This window comes from Maribacter corallii, from assembly GCF_047345415.1.
GTDB lineage: Bacteria > Bacteroidota > Bacteroidia > Flavobacteriales > Flavobacteriaceae > Maribacter_C.
Genome location: NZ_JBLFEP010000001.1, coordinates 918,925 through 936,840, shown reverse-complemented (window position 1 = coordinate 936,840; position 17,916 = coordinate 918,925). Strand labels below are relative to the sequence as shown.

Below are 17,916 nucleotides of genomic sequence, written 5' to 3'. Positions count from 1 at the left end.
CCTATAATTGTTTGTCTAAATAGGAGATGACCTCACTGGCCTTATCGTAATCCTGTTGCATTTGCACATCTGAAAAAGGACTGTATCGGGCCATTTCACAGTTTTTTAGCAGACCGATAAATCCGTCTTTTGTCGCGCTGTCCACTTCTCTTTGAGAGAGTAGGGTATCGATCTTGTCCTTACTGAATTCAGAAGTCTCGATTTTAAGTTTCGCCTTCAGATAGTTATGGAGTCCTTTTTCAAGGGCCACATAAAACGAATCTTTATCACCTAGGGCCTTCTTTGAAGCCGATAGATACTTTCTGGCGAGCCTGTTCGCCTTTTTAATCTTGTTTCCTGCAACATCCCCTGCAATGGCCTCTCGCTTTTTGCGAAGAAGAATAGCTATCGGAATGAAGGCTAAAGGCAAAAGTAACCAGAGCCAAAATCGTGATGTGCCCACAAAATAGTGGGTTCCAATGGTGGTAAGGTTAGGCTTTATCTTAATAAAGTTGAACTGATCTCCAGTGGCCACAACGGTCTGTCGGTTCGCAGCAGAGGGCACGGTTCCCAAAGAGCCGTTGGTCGGGCCCTCAAGTACATTGATTACAATTTCGTCAGAGGAACGGGTAATGTATTCTTCAGTTTTCGGATTGAAATAACTGAACGATATGGGCGGTATGGGGTATTTACCTTTGAATTCAGGAACGACTGTGTAACTGTTGCTCACTTTGCCCTGTGATCCAGCCAGCGTGGTACGTACCTTTTCGTTGAACTCGGGCTCATATACTTCCAATGAACTCGGCAGATTGGGCTCGGGCAGTTGAAAGAGTTTTAGATTTCCCTTACCACTCACTTCTACTTTGGCCTGTAATGATTCGGAGGCATTCAAACGGTTTTTACTTGTGGTGACCGAGAAGTCAAAATCGCCCACGGCGCCGCTGAAATCTGCAGGTCTTCCTTCTAAGGGCAACGGCTTTACGTCGATGATGCGTTTTCCGGCCGAAACGGTCTTATTGGTCTGTGAATAGATTCGCCCCCCGAAGAAATCACGTTTGTTGGTGGGCACGTCGACCGTCACTTCTAAAGAAAGGGGCTCGATGTCCAATTTACCGGTCTTCTGAGGGTACAATACTACCCGTTTTAAAATCACGTAGCGATATGCTTTGCCCTTATAGGTGCCGTTCTTCGCATTTCTAATGGAGACAGGAATATCTTGACTCCAGAAATTGTTGTATTTCGGATTGTCCAAGGGGATGTAATTGGAAACGCTTATGGACGGACTCACGTATAATTTGTACACAACACTAACCGCTTCGTTAAGGTACGGACGGGTTTTGGAGACCTCAGCGACCAAATGCAAACTTTCGTCGGCCACATCGTCAACTGTCATTTGATCACTAGGCTTGTCTACGGCAGCGGTGACTTCAACTTGTTTTGCCAGTGACTTATAGGTTTTGCCTCCGATAACAATCGAGGCCTGACCAATAGTAAACTTCCCTCTAGCCTTCGGAGCCAGGGTATAGGAGTAGGTTTTAGAATAACTGCGAACCCCGTTGACCCACGAAGAACTGATCGACTGGAGCGGACCCATCAAAACCCGGAAACCCTCGAATTTAGGTGGAGAAAAATTGTCGCCATCCTGATTCATGGCAAACTCTACCCGCAATCGCTCATTAATCCCTAGTTTTTGCCTACTAAGCTTTAATTCAAAGCTGACCGCTTGGTCATTTTGAGCTGCAAGCGGGAGCGCTGCGAAAATGAACGCAAGTATGATATATAACTTTTTCAGCATTGCACTACCAGTCTTTTTCGTTTTTTACCTTAACTCCCTTCACCTTCTGGGCATCTATTTTCTGCTGTACTTTTTTCTCTTCGTTCTGCATGGCCTCAAGCAGGTTTTGAATTTGCTGCTTTGACAATTGGTTGGGTCTTGGTTGTTGTTGCTCTTTTTCCTGATCTCCTTTATCTGGCTGCTTTTCTTGTTCTTCTTTTTGGTCTCCTTCGCCTTCTTTGTTCTCTTCTTTTTCTTGGTCTCCCTGATCTCCTTCGTCTTTTTGGTCTTCTTTGTCCTGATCTCCCTGGTCACCCTCTTTTTTGTCCTCGTTTTCGTCTTTTTTATCCTCGTTGTCCTTATTCTCTTTGTTGTCTTCGTTTTGGTCGTTCTTCTGCTCGTCTTGCTGTTTTTTCAATAGCTCTTTGGCCAATGCCAGGTTATAGCGTGTTTCTTCATCGGTAGGATTATTACGTAGGGCTTCTTTATAGGCCTCCACCGCTTTTTCATATTCCTTTCGTTTCATGAACACGTTGCCCATGTTGTGATATGCCTTGTGCTTATCAGGCTTCGCGGTAGCGGTTTCTCCAGCTTCCTTGAACCGGCCAAAAGCCTCACTGAAGGTTTCGTTCCTATAGTAGGCATTACCTAGGTTAAACGGAGCGGCGACATTTTCGTCGCTCTTCGAAATGGCCTTTCTATAGTCTACCTCGGCCTCAATGAAATTATCTTCGGAAATGTCTTTATTACCTTCCCAAGTAAGGTTTTTTGACTCATTCAGGGCCTGTATCTTTTCGCTATCATCCTGAGCATAGGAAAAGGTACACACCAATAAAATAAGAACTACCGATATCCTCATCTAGTCGACTTTTTTCTCGTTAAACAAATTCAATTTCTTCAACCATTGGGTTTTTCGGTCCAACACGAATATATCTAAAAATAGAAACAACAGGCCCGCGCCCAAAAACCATTGGTATTGGTCTTTGTATTCGGCAAATTGTTTGGCCTCGAATTCCTTTTTATCCATTTGGTTCAGCTGTTCCTTGATATACTCGACGGCTTCATCGGTATTCGATCCATTGATGTATTCGCCATTGCCGTCATCGGCGATATCGATTAAGACATCTTCATTGAGCTTCGTAATGACCACTTCTCCCTTGGCATCTTTTTTTAAGCTTTCGACCACCCCGTTTCGTTTTATCGGAATGGGTCCCCCTTTAGGTGTGCCCACGCTTATAGTATAGATCTGAATACCCAGCTCGGTGGCATCTTCAACAGCACCTAAGGTTGTGCCTTCCGAATGATCTTCCCCGTCCGAGATGATGAACAGTACCCGATTGGTCTGATCTTCATCGTCGTAATAAGTAGTTGCAAGTTCGATTGCTTGGTCAATAGCGGTGCCTTGCGAGGTAAGCATATCGGTATTCATACTTTGCAAGAACATTTTTGCGGCTCCGTAATCCGTGGTAATGGGCAATTGTGGAAAGGCTTGACCCGCATAGGCGATAATACCTATTCGGTCACTGGCCAATTGATTGATGATTTCAGAAACCAGTCGTTTTGCTTTCTCCAGACGGTTCGGCGCAATGTCCTCTGCCAACATACTTTTGGAAACATCTACAGCAAAGACGATGTCGACTCCCTCTCTTTTTACTGTTTCAAGTTTTGTGCCTATTTTCGGATTGACCAGGCCTAACGTCAGAAACGATAATCCCATTAGAAAAAGAATGAGTTTCAAGGTAGATTTGAAATTGGAACGATTCGGCGTGAGTCGCCTCAATAGGGGATAGTCAGCAAACTTTTTTTGTGTTCTTTTTTTCCAAACCTGAAGCAACACAAAGAAGACGACCACCACCGGAATGATGAAGAGCAGATAGAAATATATTTTTTCGTCTAATTGAATCATGTGCTAAATAAAACTTCTGAAAAGCGTGTTTCTTAGAATCCATTCCAACAACAATAGTAATCCGGCCAAGAGTACCCATGGCCTGAATTTCTCCTCATATCTCGTATACCTGAATTCTTCGATTTCAGTTTTTTCGAGTTTATTGATCTCATCATAAATGGCCTCCAGTTTTTCATTATCAGTGGCCCTAAAATATTTTCCGCCGGTTACTTTGGCAATGTCTTCTAAAAGGGCCTCATCGATTTCCACTTGGCGCATACCATATCGAAAAGAGCCATCGGCATTATACGCTATAGGTGATAAGGCATTTCCATTGGTGCCCAGACCGATCGTATAGGTCTTAATGCCGTATTCGATCGCTAGGTCAGCCGCCGTTTGTGGTTCAATAAAGCCAGAATTATTGACTCCGTCAGTTAAAAGAATTATAATTTTACTAATGGCCTTGCTCTCTTTCAATCGGTTGACCGAAGTTGCCAGTCCCATTCCTATTGCCGTACCATCATTTAATTGGCCGTATGTTATTTCCCGAAGTGCACTCAGCACAATCGATTTGTCACTTGTGATCGGTGTTTTGGTATAGCCTTCCCCGGCATAGGCCACAAGACCTATTCTATCGCTGGGGCGTTTTCTGATAAAATCGGCAGCAACTTCTTTTAAAGCGGAAAGCCGATTGGGTTTTAGATCTCGGGCCAACATACTTGAACTAACATCGATGGCCATCACGATATCGATACCTTTGGTAGTTTTGGTTCTCGTGGAAACATCTTTGGTCTGCGGTCGAGCCATAGCAACTATTATTGCGGCCAAAGCCAATAATCTAAGGGCGAAGAGCAACGGTCTTAATTTAGGCAGAATACCTTGTTTCGTAAAACCTTGACTACTTGAAATTGTGAGTGATGCACTTTGTTCGTTGCGCTTGAAAAAGTACCATAGAATAGCCAATGGAAGCAGTAAAAGCAACCAAAAAAAATCAGGATTGGCGAATTCAATATCTTTCAGCATTTAGATTTCCGTTTTGACTTCTAGAGTGGTGAGCATTTTGTCAACGATTTCCTCCGCATAGGGATCTCCATCTAACCAAGTGACGATGATATTCTGTTGAAAACCCTTTCCTCCAAATAAAATCATGGCATATTTACCGCGTAAGAGTTCTTTTGATTCTGGCACTGGAAATTTGCCACTTCCGTAGACTTTAGCTCCTTTAACCCCAGAGATGGTAACAAATTCCTCTTCTTTGGTAATGACGTTTTTAGCACCCATCGTTTCAAAGTTCTTCATCATCTGCTCGACCGTGACTTCAAATTTGGGTTCCTCAAGCTGCGTCATGCTTATAGAAGTGGCGGCTATGGTGAACAAACCTAAAGAACTGCGGTACCCAAAAGCCTGAATCTCTTTAATGGCTTCTTTCGTTTCTGGGGGTAGTTTGACTTTTTGGCGTTTCAACACCTTGGGAGTTTCTAAGATAATTGGCGGATACCCGTAGGCACTTGATACCCATTCCCCCTCCAACAACTCTTTGGTAGGATGCCCCAAAAGCGTATCTTTTGAATATTCCCAACCGTAATAGCCAATAGCTGCGACCGTGGATAGTACAAAAGCGGCTACAATACTCGCGACGGCGATGATTACTTTTTTCTTTTGTTTTTTCCGTTCGAGTTCCTCTTGATATTCGGCCTGTTGCATGAGCTCTTCCTCAGTAGGCTCAGGCAACGCATCATGGGTCTTGATTACAATTTGTTCTATGGATTTTCGATCTTGCTCCGCCACGGAGGTATCCGGTTTCGATTTTGCGAATTTTACCAAATCAGCGGTTTGCAAGATTCTTTTGAACTGAACAATGGTCTCTTTGTCGAGTTCCAATTCCCCAGCATCGGTCATTAATTCCAACTTATCGATCAGTTGATCGGTGGTACTTTCCAATGCGGATACGTTGACATCTTCTTCCAGATAGGACCGCACGATTTCCGTAAGTTCTGAATAGTATTGCTTATACTCGTCTTGAATTAGATATTTGGAGTGCTCCAATTTTTTAAGCTCGAGCAATGCGCGATCATATGGGGGAAGTAACGCGACTTTTTCTTCTTCGGACAATGGTTTTTTGCGGAAGACGAACCAGTAGAGTACTCCGCCGATCACCAACAATGCTCCAAGAATGCCCAAAAACCATTTCCACCAGTTGAGATAACTCTTGTCTACTTCGATCAAGGGCTTTATATCGAACATTTTTTGAGCGAGGGTATCAACGGGTACGGTAGCTACATCGATTCGTAACGAATCGGTGAAAAACCCTTGACCGTTGATTTCAATACGTTGCATCGGCAGTTTATAGGAACCTGAATCGAACTGTGTCAGCGCATAGATTTTGGCCAGTGTAAGACGATCATTTTTTCGGGTGGTATCGGTAGCAAAGGCCTCAACGGTTTCGAGTGGCGAAAAGGTCTGTCCTTCAGGAAAGATAACTTGGTCCGTTGAGTCCGCTTCCACTATTACCTTGAACTTGACCTGCTCTCCGATTTTAATTGATGTGGTATCGACTTCGGAGGTCACTTTGGGAGTAGTCTGCGCAAAACTGGAAAAGTTAAAACCGAGTAGCGCCAATACCAGGGCAACACCTCTTAAAAAAGAAGTCCGTTCCATAGATTTGAATAGATAACACCTCGTTCTCATTACCCTCTTCGCTTAAAGTAGCCCAACAATTTCTTTACGTAGCTCTCATCTACCCTACAATCCAACACACCGCAGCCTGATTTGGTGAAGGAATCCTTGAAATAATCCACCCGCTCACGATGGTAGGCTCCATAGGCCGCGCGAACGCTTTTTGATTGGGTATTGATAAGCTTGATCGCACCGGTTTCGGCATCTTTCACTTGAACCATACCTAAATTCGGAATTTCTTCTTCCCGGTGATCATAGACTCGAATTCCGGTTACATCGTGTTTATTGCCTGTAATTTTTAGTGTTCTTTCGTAATGGTCGGAGATGAAATCGGAAAGCACAAAAACAATAGCTTTCTTTTTCATTACACTCGTCATGAACTTCAACGCTTCGGCAATATCGGTTTTGTTGCTTTTGGGCTTAAACTCCAATAATTCGCGTATGATACGTAGTACATGACTTTTTCCTTTTTTAGGAGGAATAAAAAGTTCGACCTGATCGGAAAAGAGGATCAATCCGGCCTTATCATTGTTTTGTAGTGCAGAGAATGCCAAGGTGGCCGAGATTTCAGTGATGATTTCCTTTTTGAACTGATTGGTGGTCCCGAAAAGTTCCGAACCACTTACGTCGACCATGAGCATCATGGTCAGCTCCCTTTCTTCCTCGAAAACCTTGACAAAAGGTTCGTTATATCTTGCGGTTACATTCCAATCGATACTTCGAACATCATCTCCGAACTGGTATTGACGTACTTCACTGAAGGTCATACCGCGACCTTTGAAGGTAGAATGGTATTCACCACCAAAGATATGATCGGAAAGACGCCGGGTCTTAATCTCGATCTTGCGGACTTTTTTAAGGAGTTCTTTCGTATCCATTTGTTCAGCAAACAGTATTCAGCACCGGTAAGCAGTTGTGGTTTTTCGAAGAATACTGCAAACGGCTTCTACCGTTAGGGCACTTCTATTTCGTTTACGATCTGGTTGATAATTTCCTCTGAAGTAATATTTTCAGCCTCGGCTTCATAGGTAATGCCTATTCTGTGACGCAGTACATCGTGCACAACTGCCCTGACATCCTCAGGTACCACATACCCTCGACGTTTGATAAAAGCATAACATTTTGCCGCATTGCCAAGGTTGATACTACCACGAGGGGAAGCTCCGAAACTGATTAAGGGTTTAAGATTTTCTAGGTTATATTTTTCGGGATATCGCGTGGCGAAAACAATATCTAAAATATACTTTTCAATTTTTTCATCCATGTAGACCTCACGAACCGCTTTTTGAGCGCTCAAAATCTGTTTTAGGGTAACTACAGGTTTAACCGTTTCGAAAGCACCCAAAAGATTTTGACGCATAATCATCTGCTCCTCGTTCATTTTTGGATAGTCGATTACCGTTTTCAACATAAAACGATCGACTTGGGCCTCGGGCAACGGATAGGTTCCTTCCTGTTCAACAGGATTTTGCGTGGCCATGACCAAGAAAGGTTTATCCAAAATAAAAGTTTCATCTCCTATGGTCACCTGCTTTTCTTGCATTGCCTCAAGCAATGCCGATTGTACCTTGGCAGGCGCACGGTTAATTTCATCCGCTAACACGAAATTGGCGAAAATCGGTCCCTTCTTTATCGAAAAATCATTGACTTTCATGTTGTAGATCATGGTACCCACTACATCGGCAGGCAACAGGTCAGGCGTAAATTGAATACGACTGAACTCCCCTTTGACCGCTTTTGAGAGCGTGTTGATGGCGAGGGTCTTTGCCAGACCGGGAACACCTTCAAGAAGAATATGACCTTGACCCAAGAGCCCGATGAGCAATCGTTCAACCATATGTTTTTGGCCAACGATAACCTTATTCATTTCTAAAAGCAACAAGTCGATAAAAGCACTTTCTTGAGCAATTTTCTCGTTTACCGCACTAATATCAACAGTAGTATTTTCTTCCATAGATTTATTAAAAATTTTGGTGTTGGATGGTTGTAATTTAATCAGGCCTGCAAATTGAAAATTTATTCATTGTTCCGCTGTTAACGATTGGTTAAAAAATGGGATAACCCCCTATTTTTATGAAGTCTTTAAGGGATTGCAATTTCGGGCAAACCAAAAAAACGCGTTCCATAGGGGAATTGTATTTCGTGGGATTTATAAATTTTGACAAGCCCATTTTTCTATCGTGAAATATAGTCACAAAAAGTGAGTGACCGAAATATGGAAAGGATTGTAATTTACGCAGGCGTTTTCGCGTATTATTTTATAATTTCGATGACCTATGATGAAACAAACGGAATATTCAAGAATAATTGCCGGGGCCATGACTTGGGGCCAATGGGGGAAAGGATTCGGGAGCGACGAAATCTCCGACCTGATAGCCTATTGTAGCGATATAGGGTTGACCACTTTCGATCATGCCGACATTTATGGTGGATACACCACGGAAGCCGATTTCGGCGCAGGTTTCTTGAGAAGTGGAGTGCCGCGAGAGAAAGTACAGTTTATCAGTAAGTGTGGAATTCAATTTGATTCTGAAAAACGGCCCAACGTCGTTAAGCATTACGATTATACGAAGGCCTATATCATTTGGTCGGTAGAGCAGTCTTTAAAAAACCTACAGACCGAATATCTCGACCTTTTGTTGCTGCATAGACCTAGTCCACTTATGGAACCCGATGAGATTTCAGAGGCGATTGACAGCTTGACCAAAGATGGTAAGATCAAGAGTTTTGGGGTATCCAATTTTTTGCCTTCCCAAATCGCTTTGCTTGAGACTTCGGTTGCGGTTAGCGCCAACCAAGTCGAGTTTTCATTGACCTCCAATGAGGTCATGTACAATGGCATCCTGGATGATTGTAGGGCTAAGAATAGAATGGCGATGTCTTGGAGTCCATTAGGGTCCTATTTTAAAGAAGGTACCACGAAGGAGAAGCGTATTGAAAAGGCGATGCGCCCATTACTCGAAAAATACAATGTGAGTGCTGACCAATTGTTACTGGCGTGGATACTAAAACATCCTGCCCAGGTGCGCCCAGTGGTGGGTACGGCCACCAAGAGTAGATTAAAAGATGCCCTGATGGCAATGGAAATAGACTTGGAACTTCAAGATTGGTTTTTATTATTGGAGGCAAGCCAAGGCTGTGAAGTACCTTAAACTAAAAAATCGATATGAGTAAAACAGCATTGATTACAGGAGCTACTAGCGGAATTGGCAAGGCCATTGCCGAGTGTTTTGCGAAGCATGGGATTCAGTTGGTCATTTGTGGAAGAAGACAAGAACGTTTGAATGAACTTAAGACCGCATTAAGTGAACAAACGAAAGTTCACACGCTGAATTTTGATGTCCGACACCGTGAAAAAGTACATGATAGTATCAAATCATTACCACCGGATTTTGCTGACATAGATATTCTGGTCAATAACGCCGGAAATGCCCATGGTCTTGATTTCATTGATGAAGGAAGTATGGATGACTGGGATGCCATGTTGGACATCAATGTGAAAGGCCTGTTGTATGTTTCCAAAGCGATAATTCCGAAGATGGTCAAAAAGAAAGAGGGTCATATTATCAATATAGGTTCGACAGCGGGCAAAGAAGTCTATCCAAAGGGAAATGTTTATTGTGCCAGTAAACATGCTGTCGATGCCATTAATCAGGGCATGCGCATCGACTTGAACGCCCACGGCATTCGCGTTGGCGCGATCAACCCGGGTTTAGTGGAGACCGAATTCAGCGATGTCAGATTTAAGGGAGATGTCGATAGAGCGAATAATGTCTACAAGGGCTTTCAACCCCTTATTGCTAAGGACGTGGCGGATATCGTTCATTTTGTAGTCACGAGACCAAGTCATGTTAACATAGCCGATTTGGTGGTGATGTGTACTGCTCAGGCGTCTTCCACTATTGTGAAAAAAGACCTATGATCAATAAACGCCTTTTAGTCAAAAACCTTCTTGCGCATAACGATGAGAACAGTTTTTACGACAAGAAAAGGTTTATAGCGATTGGACAGAGGGAAGGAAAGGCGAAGTTCTTAAAGCATGTATGCGCCCTAGCAAACAGCAATCCAAAAAATAACTCGTTCATTGTGGTAGGTGTTGAAGATGAGGACAATAGAATTGTTGGCGTGGATTTCTTCGATGACAGCAAGATTCAGAATCTGGTGAATGCCTATTTGGACAACCCTCCACTGATATCTTACGAGAATATTCCCTTCCCTCACCTCAAGGAAGGAAAGGTGGTCGGGCTGGTCACCATCAAATCAAATGGAAAAGTCTGTACCCTACGAAAAAACATATGGAAATACTATGGGGGCATGGTATTCTTTAGAGAAGGAAGCATTAGCATGCCCAAGGCCTATGATATCGAATTGAACGATATAAATTCGCAAACAGTAGCCACTATAGAGCAGCATGCTCGAAACAATATCGAATTGACGCTAGACGGTGTAATCGATTTCATCAACAATAGGCATCGAGACCTGCAGAGTAATTATAAGGTGTTTAAAGAACAATTCGTCGTCTGTTGGGCAGGCAATCAACAGAAGGTAAAAGGGGAAACCTACTTTTCACGTGTGGATATCGAATTGATCAATGAGCAAGTGAAATTGTTTTATTCCGCATTGGATGACATCACGATTGCCTATGACGAGCATTCATTTACCACCGTTGAGTACGTGCAGCTCGGACTAGGGGCGAAACAGAAATACTATCCTTTGGAAAAGGTGGTGATCACGTTTGCCGATAATGGCACGTATACTATTAGTAGTGACCTGATTTTTGAACCGCCGAAATACGATAAAAAGAACCTTCATCATATTTTCAATGCGAATAATGCGCTTTTAAAGAAACTAGAAAAGGAAATAGCACTCAAGTCAAATGAAAAAGAGGACTTGAGGCATCTCCCGGACACCTATTTGATTTGTTACCTAAATGGATTTGAAGAGGCGAAGGAGCAGATGGAAATGGCCAGAGGGTTACTCAAAAAACAAGATGAAAACGTGTATAAGACCTTAAAGGAGTCGTTGCGCATTCTACGAAAGGTCAGGTATAACTAATCAGAATCAGACTTGGGCTCAGAGGAGTCAAATATCAAGTCGCGGGTCGGTAAAGAAGGTATTGCGCCATAATTCGTTGTTGTGATGGCACCGGCCTTATTCGCTCTTTGTACCATTTTCAATAACAACTCGGTATTCGAAATAATCTCATGTGGATCGTTCAATGTAGAGATCTGCTGAAGCAAACAACCGATAAATGCGTCCCCAGCACCTGTGGTATCCACGGGATTGACTTTAATACTTGGGATAGTGTGTTTTACGTTTGAAGAAGTGCTGACCAGCGTGCCTTCACTCCCCAAAGTAATGGTAATGATTTTTGCACCGATTTCATGAAGAACATCGCAGGCTTCATTCAAATCCTTTTTACCAGAGAGCAATTGGGCTTCCTCTAAGCTAAACTTACAAAGGTCTGCCTTTTCGACAAAGGTCATACATTTTTTAATGAAGGCTTGCTCTTCATCTTTCCATAGGTCGCCCCTGAAGTTGGGATCAAAGCTGATGAACATATTTTTGGTCAACGCATCGAAGAAATAACGACCATAGGCCTTTTCAAGATCCCCTCCTAGCATTGCCGTTGCCGCACCAAGGTGAAGAATATTTCCTTCAAAACCACTCTTGACATCGGAATCATAAACGAGCTTCTTATCGGCGCCTCGGCTAAATACAAAATCGCGTTCGCCATCTTCAGCCAAGGAAACAAAAGCTATGGTAGTAAAGGTCTTTGAACGTTGTGCTAAGGAAATATCAACTTTGTTTTCCTTTAGGACATTTAACAAAAAAGTGCCAAAGGGGTCGTTGCCAACACAGCCGATAAACCTACTGCTACCCCCTAGTTTAGCAATGGCACAGGCCACATTTGCCGGAGCTCCCCCAGCTTTTTTATTAAACAGGTTTGCTACGGATAAATCGCTTCCCTGCTTCTCCGCAACAAAGTCGATTAAAAGTTCACCAACACAGTATACTTGCCTCGTCATAATCAAAATTCAACCAGAACAAGATACTCACAAAATCGGGCTTACTCTAAAATTTTATAAGAATTTATTGTAAAGTAGGTTTTGGATGCTGTGGGACAAAGCGATTCTTTTGCTTTTGCCTGTATAATCATTTCAGAACCCAGATTTTTGGGGGGCAATAAAAAGCTTACCAAGATGACTTCTTTTTCTGTAGGCAAGTTTGTGATACCAGAGCCTCGTTCCATAATTTTCAGTACCTCGACCTGAGCAACGTTCGATTTTTCTACTCCACATATATTCTTCTTTTCAACGTAGATTTCCTTGACTTTGGCCTTGAACGATATTCTGCCAGGTATTCCAAATTGCCCGGTCGTAGTGGTAGTGTTCACGGGTTGTTCATTTGTTTCTTTTGAATTATTTTCATTAGGCGTCTCCTTTACTGAATGGCATGCCAAGCCAAACGCGAATAATAATAGAGTTATTAAAGATTTCATGCAGAGTAATTTACAACAAGATAAAAAAATAGTTGGTTCCGATAGGTTTATATAGCAAAAGGCACGGATTAATTCCGTGCCTTTTTTATTAGATGATTAAAAATTTACTTTTTTACAATATTGAAGCTTTTGCTGGTATTGGCTCCAGTAATCTTCACAATATACAAACCAGCCGGGCTACCGTTAGCATTCCATGAGAAAGTTTGTGAGGCATCTATTTTCTCTTTTTCATAAACCAATTGACCTAAGATATTGTATACCTTGGCATCTACTTCCGTATCTACGTTATCCCTTAGGGAAAAGAAGAATTCAGAGGAAGAGGGATTTGGCCAAACCGTAGTGATGCCGCTTGCTTCTATCTCTGCCAGGGCCTCGGTTTCAATGGCTTGATCTAAAACAATTGCCGACTTCGAGGCTTCCCCTTCACCAGCGATGGTTTCGACAGATCCGAATATTTGAAAGACCATATCGTTTGGAGCCCCACCGAATACCAATGATTTTTGAATCCAGTCGATTTCCAAGAAAACACCACTATCCTTAAATGCCGATTCACTACCGATAACATTATCTTGAGTCGACCAAAACCATTGTTGTTCTTCTGCTCCGAAAGCTAGGTTGGTATATACTGAAAGCCAGTAGGAACCACTTTCAAGTTCCACCATTTCAGGCAATTCGAGCTCTAAAACGGTATTCTCAGGTTCAGAGGTAGGTTCGATAGAACCACTGTTGTACACCAATGCTCCAGGTAATCCGTCTACGTCGGTATAGATTTCAACCGTAACGTCCGTAAATTCCGGACCATTATTGGCAACGCCGTACGCTACAACGCTATTCACTTTCCATGAACTTCCTTCTGGAACCACAAAATCATCTGCCGATTGGGCTAAAATACCGCCAAAATCAGGGAATTGCTGCGAAGGTGCTGAACTTGTAGCCGGACCAAATTGATCATAAATAGGCGGCTCAAAGACCTTAATCGTGAAGCCTTCGGAAACCTGCTCTTTACCAGAAGTAGCGACAAGCCCAATGGCAGCACTTCCGTCCATATCAGGAGCAATGGAGATTTTTATTTTATCGCCATCCAACATCGCTGTCACCAATTCAGGATTGCTGTTCGTGAATTCAATATCGATGTTGGCATTTGTCTTTTTGCTTACGAATAAATCAGTGACATCGACCTCAAACGGCTCTGAATTAATAGGCACGCTGATGTCAGGTAATAGGTAAGCGACGCTGAGGCTTGGTTCGGGCCTTGGCCGCACCAAGAAATTGGCACTGTAGACTCCATTTCCATGAACTCCTGCAACAGCGAACCCGTCTGACCTCGTACGTATTTGTGTTACCACACCATTGCCAATGCGTGGCTCTCTAAGCCATTGGGTCTTATTATTTTGCAATCGGTCAGCAAAGTACAGACCAGTACTTGTACCTACAAAATAACCATCATTGTTCCCGTTCATAGCAAACCATCTGACCGACGGCCCATTTCCTGAACCATCTACATTTTCTTCGAGGTTACCACTGATATTGTGCCATTGCTCTCCAGCGTTCCATGTTACAAAAACACTGGGAATACGGTAATTGGAGAAGACAACAAAAACCCGATCCGGATTTTTCGGATCTACATAGATGTTATTTACGTTACCAGGAGGTAGTCCTTTGCCCGTTGAAATATCAACAGGTTCCTGATCGTCGATATTAGCATCATCCATTCTGAAAATCATACCAGAGGAGGTTCCATAATACAATCGGTTCGCCACTGGATATTTAGAAACATCCATGGCAGTGATATCCGAGTCGTCGGAGGTAGCGGTCTGGGTCAATTTTGACCAATTCACAGGAGTCGGGGCATTCGAAAACAAGGGAATGCCATCTAAATCGTTATTTCTCCACATTGTATTTCCGGCAGGCATATACATGATATTATCGTTTACCGGATCCAACATAAAGGGAGCAATAAAACGAAAACCCGTAGCACCTGCAGGCTGCACTCTGGTAAATGACACTTCTTCACCTGCTTCGTTGATATTTAAGCGGTAAACGACACCCCCTTGAGCGGAGACATACCGTGTTCTACCTCCATCGGCGATCGCATTGAAAGAACCGTCACCTCCAAATTGGTCTACCCATGGCTGATCAATACTTTCAGAATTGGTATACCATGTGCTGTTATCTTGGAATCCGGCCATTACATCATCACTATTTCCTTCCGGATCATATGACACTGCGTATGGCTGAGTAGTGAGATATAGATTGTTTAGGGATGTCCATTCGACCCGATCTGCATTTGTGATATCATCTGTAAGGGAAACGCCCCCGTCATGTGAAGAGATTACCCGATTTGCATCTGATGGCAAAAACACCAAGTTGTGTTGATCTGGGTGTTGATTAGGATAGATACTTATGTCATTGGCTGTGTCATAACCACCGATCCAACCTTCAGCTCCAGTTGGTGTTGTAAACCCGGTAGTAGAACGATAAAGATTTGTGCCACCAAGGAAAATCATATCAGGATTTTCAGGGTGTACTTTGATGATCATGTTGTATCCTCCTTGCAGATTCAAATTTCCAACAGGCCCACCAATGTTATCTGGGAGGTTTGCACTTAAGTCTACCCATCTTCTTTCAGGTAGTGCGTTAGGCTTGTATCTCCAAAGAAAGGCTTCTGAGAAGTCCGCTTCATTGTACGAAAAGAAATAAACGATATTCTCATTTGATGGGTCATAGGTCATCACCGTTCTTCCATAACTCGGTATTAGGCCTTCAGGAGTAATGTCGGTGAATGTTTCACCACTATCATTTGATACATAAAAACCTGCATTTTCATCGCCAAAAATATCTACTGTGGCATAAATTTTTCCCCTAGGGGTAATCATTACTTCAGTTTGACTATCGAACGCGCTTGGTAAAACTTCCTTCACCTTATTACCGATACCCCACTTGAACCTAAAGAGCCCATTAAACGTTGCTGCGAACAGGTCGCCCGTCTTCGGGTGTACCCCAAGGCTATTGATGATATCTAGAGAAGTAATCGCATCTAAACTATTATCATTCGAATTGCGCATCGGCCTCCAAGTTTGTCCATTGTCCGTTGATTTGAAGATACCGTCTCCGGTATAAAATGCACCGCCGGCACTGGCAGAGTTCCCGAAGCGCTCACCTGATGCATAATACCAAGTGTTGCTATGTCTCTTCCTAGGATCTTGTACTATCGAAGTGATGCTTGGCGTATTTCTACTTTTTGTAATTTTCGCCCAATTTTGGCCAAGATCGGTCGATCTCCATAATCCTCCGGAAACCCCACCTGCAAAAATGGTGTTTTCATCTTTACTGTCGATGGCCAAGGCCCTCGTGCGACCGCCAATGTTTCCTGGCCCTCTATTTTCCCAATTGTTAAACGTACTTTTCGAACTACTTTTAGAAGCACTTTTTGAAGCTTCTGATGTAATAGCACGTTCCTTGATGTTGGCCGAAAACTTCGTTTCCAGTTCGCGGATACTTTCGGGAACTTCCCTAGTATAGGGATTTTGAATTATGGACATTTCATACTCTAACCTCTTCAAGGCATTATCGGCGATTCGCTTTTTCTTGGCGGTAGGGCCTGATTGGTTGTCGTAAAGTTTACTTTGCTTGTAAAGTGCGTGCCCCTTCTTGGGGGAATCTTCGTGTGAGGTCTTCACGCCTTTCTGTTGGGCCTGTACCCCAGCGGTACCTAAAAACCCGAATATTAAAAGGCAATTGAAAAACTTTTTGAGTAAAACTGTTTTCATAGAGTGTTCTTTAAATTAATTAGCGCCTTCAATATATTAATTAAATGTTAATGATGTATATGTTTTCTCACAAAATCGATGAATGGTGTGAGATTTTTTAAATTAAAATTTTGAGTTCACTATCTGGTTGAATATTTAGAAATACGTATCTTTTGATCAACACTATAAAAACACTATCGAAATGGCTTTATTTGATGAAATAAAAAAGAAACTGAGTAATGAGTTTATAGACATTGTCGAGTGGTTAGACACGAACGATGATACTATAGTACACCGTTTTGAGCGGTATCAAAATGAAATCAAGAACAATGCAAAACTCATTGTACGAGAGGGGCAAGCAGCGGTATTCGTAAATGAAGGACAACTTGCCGATGTCTTTCAGCCGGGCACGTATACGCTCAATACACAGAACCTACCCATTTTAACCACTTTAAAGGGGTGGAAGTATGGCTTTGATAGTCCGTTTAAAGCTGAGGTCTATTTTGTGAATACACGCTTGTTTACAGATGAAAAATGGGGAACGAAAAATCCGTTTATGTTGAGCGATGAGCGATTTGGTCTGGTTGAAATACGTGCTTTTGGCACCTATAGCTTTCGAATCAACGACCCCGGGAAATTCGTGGTCGATGTAGTCGGAACAGATGGTAACTTCACTAATTTCGAAATTAATGAACATCTTAAGAGTCTAATCGTGACCCGTTTCACCGATACGGTTGGTGAGGCCAACTTGCCTGTCGAATTGTATGCCGCGAATACTTCAGAACTATCGGAAACATGTCAAGAGGTGATGCAACCCGAATTTGGAAGGGTCGGTATCGAGCTAGAGAAATTTTATATCGAAAACGTTTCGATGCCCGAGGAGCTAAAGAAAGAGATTTTCGAATACAGCAGGTTGGATAAATTAGATATGACCAAGCTCGCGCAATTCAAGGCCGCCAAGGCCATGGAAGCGGCCGCAAAGAACGAAGGCGGAACTGCCGGCGCCGGAATGGGCATGGGAATGGGTTTTGTACTCGCTCAGCAAATGGGCAATATGATGAATCCGCAAGCGCCACAACAGATTTTTGGAACCCAAGCGCCGCAAGCCGGTGCCGTTGCCCCACCACCGATGCCCGTACAGGTGATGTATCATTATGCCGTTGATGGCCAACAAATGGGTCCAGTAAGCTTTGACCGGCTGAAAGAACTTTTCGCTGCAAGAACGATAAATAGGGATTCTTTGGTATGGAAACAGGGTATGCAAAACTGGCTGACTTTGAAAGAAGTGGAAGAATTGAAGTCGTTCTTAGGAGGTAGTGTTCCACCCCCATTACCTACCGCTTGATGATAC

At 43.0% G+C, this 17,916-nt stretch carries 14 protein-coding genes; 4 read left to right on the top strand and 10 right to left on the bottom strand.

From position 1 onward, the window contains the following. Nucleotide 1 precedes the first annotated feature (1 nt). The 7 genes from ACKWCA_RS04285 to ACKWCA_RS04255 form a co-directional block, all read right to left on the bottom strand. Nucleotides 2-1,774, bottom strand: coding sequence for a BatD family protein (locus tag ACKWCA_RS04285; RefSeq protein WP_413976900.1), 1,773 nt, complete (start codon nucleotides 1,772-1,774; stop codon nucleotides 2-4). A gap of 4 nt (nucleotides 1,775-1,778) precedes the next feature. After that, nucleotides 1,779-2,612: a tetratricopeptide repeat protein gene (locus ACKWCA_RS04280; protein ID WP_413976899.1), complete on the bottom strand. Its 834-nt coding sequence runs from the start codon at nucleotides 2,610-2,612 to the stop codon at nucleotides 1,779-1,781. Then, on the bottom strand, nucleotides 2,613-3,659 hold the full coding sequence (locus tag ACKWCA_RS04275) for a VWA domain-containing protein (protein ID WP_413976898.1): 1,047 nt from the start codon (nucleotides 3,657-3,659) through the stop codon (nucleotides 2,613-2,615). Between the two features lie 3 nt (nucleotides 3,660-3,662). Then, nucleotides 3,663-4,661 carry a vWA domain-containing protein gene (locus ACKWCA_RS04270; protein WP_413976897.1) on the bottom strand — a complete coding sequence of 333 codons (999 nt, stop codon included), beginning with the start codon at nucleotides 4,659-4,661 and terminating at the stop codon, nucleotides 3,663-3,665. After that, a complete protein-coding gene (locus tag ACKWCA_RS04265) occupies nucleotides 4,662-6,296 on the bottom strand; it encodes a cytochrome c-type biogenesis protein (protein WP_413977122.1) in 1,635 nt (544 codons plus the stop codon). Between the two features lie 29 nt (nucleotides 6,297-6,325). Further along, nucleotides 6,326-7,192 carry a DUF58 domain-containing protein gene (locus ACKWCA_RS04260; protein ID WP_413976896.1) on the bottom strand — a complete coding sequence of 289 codons (867 nt, stop codon included), beginning with the start codon at nucleotides 7,190-7,192 and terminating at the stop codon, nucleotides 6,326-6,328. 74 nt (nucleotides 7,193-7,266) lie between these two features. Continuing rightward, a complete protein-coding gene (locus tag ACKWCA_RS04255) occupies nucleotides 7,267-8,268 on the bottom strand; it encodes an AAA family ATPase (protein WP_413976895.1) in 1,002 nt (333 codons plus the stop codon). 322 nt (nucleotides 8,269-8,590) lie between these two features. Here ACKWCA_RS04255 and ACKWCA_RS04250 point away from each other — a divergent pair, with 322 nt between their 5' ends. Genes ACKWCA_RS04250 through ACKWCA_RS04240 form a run of 3 tightly spaced genes read left to right on the top strand, consistent with a single transcriptional unit; the run spans nucleotide 8,591 to nucleotide 11,369 of the window. After that, nucleotides 8,591-9,466: an aldo/keto reductase gene (locus ACKWCA_RS04250; RefSeq protein ID WP_413976894.1), complete on the top strand. Its 876-nt coding sequence runs from the start codon at nucleotides 8,591-8,593 to the stop codon at nucleotides 9,464-9,466. Between the two features lie 14 nt (nucleotides 9,467-9,480). Continuing rightward, nucleotides 9,481-10,236: an SDR family NAD(P)-dependent oxidoreductase gene (locus ACKWCA_RS04245; protein WP_413976893.1), complete on the top strand. Its 756-nt coding sequence runs from the start codon at nucleotides 9,481-9,483 to the stop codon at nucleotides 10,234-10,236. Beyond that, nucleotides 10,233-11,369: an ATP-binding protein gene (locus ACKWCA_RS04240; RefSeq protein ID WP_413976892.1), complete on the top strand. Its 1,137-nt coding sequence runs from the start codon at nucleotides 10,233-10,235 to the stop codon at nucleotides 11,367-11,369. Before ACKWCA_RS04245 ends, ACKWCA_RS04240 begins: the two co-directional genes overlap by 4 nt. On the opposite strand, the gene ACKWCA_RS04235 is transcribed toward ACKWCA_RS04240, so the two are convergent. From ACKWCA_RS04235 to ACKWCA_RS04225, 3 genes are all read right to left on the bottom strand, one after another. Beyond that, a complete protein-coding gene (locus tag ACKWCA_RS04235; protein WP_413976891.1) occupies nucleotides 11,366-12,343 on the bottom strand; it encodes a carbohydrate kinase family protein in 978 nt (325 codons plus the stop codon). The two genes, ACKWCA_RS04240 and ACKWCA_RS04235, sit on opposite strands and share 4 nt — an antisense overlap. Nucleotides 12,344-12,384: 41 nt before the next feature. Further along, on the bottom strand, nucleotides 12,385-12,816 hold the full coding sequence (locus ACKWCA_RS04230; protein WP_413976890.1) for a hypothetical protein: 432 nt from the start codon (nucleotides 12,814-12,816) through the stop codon (nucleotides 12,385-12,387). A 104-nt stretch (nucleotides 12,817-12,920) separates the two neighbouring features. After that, nucleotides 12,921-16,586, bottom strand: coding sequence for a T9SS type A sorting domain-containing protein (locus ACKWCA_RS04225; protein ID WP_413976889.1), 3,666 nt, complete (start codon nucleotides 16,584-16,586; stop codon nucleotides 12,921-12,923). A gap of 181 nt (nucleotides 16,587-16,767) precedes the next feature. On the opposite strand from ACKWCA_RS04225, the gene ACKWCA_RS04220 reads away from it, so the two are divergent. Continuing rightward, nucleotides 16,768-17,910 (top strand): SPFH domain-containing protein, encoded by a 1,143-nt coding sequence (locus ACKWCA_RS04220; RefSeq protein ID WP_413976888.1) that lies wholly within the window; start codon nucleotides 16,768-16,770, stop codon nucleotides 17,908-17,910. Nucleotides 17,911-17,916 lie beyond the last annotated feature (6 nt).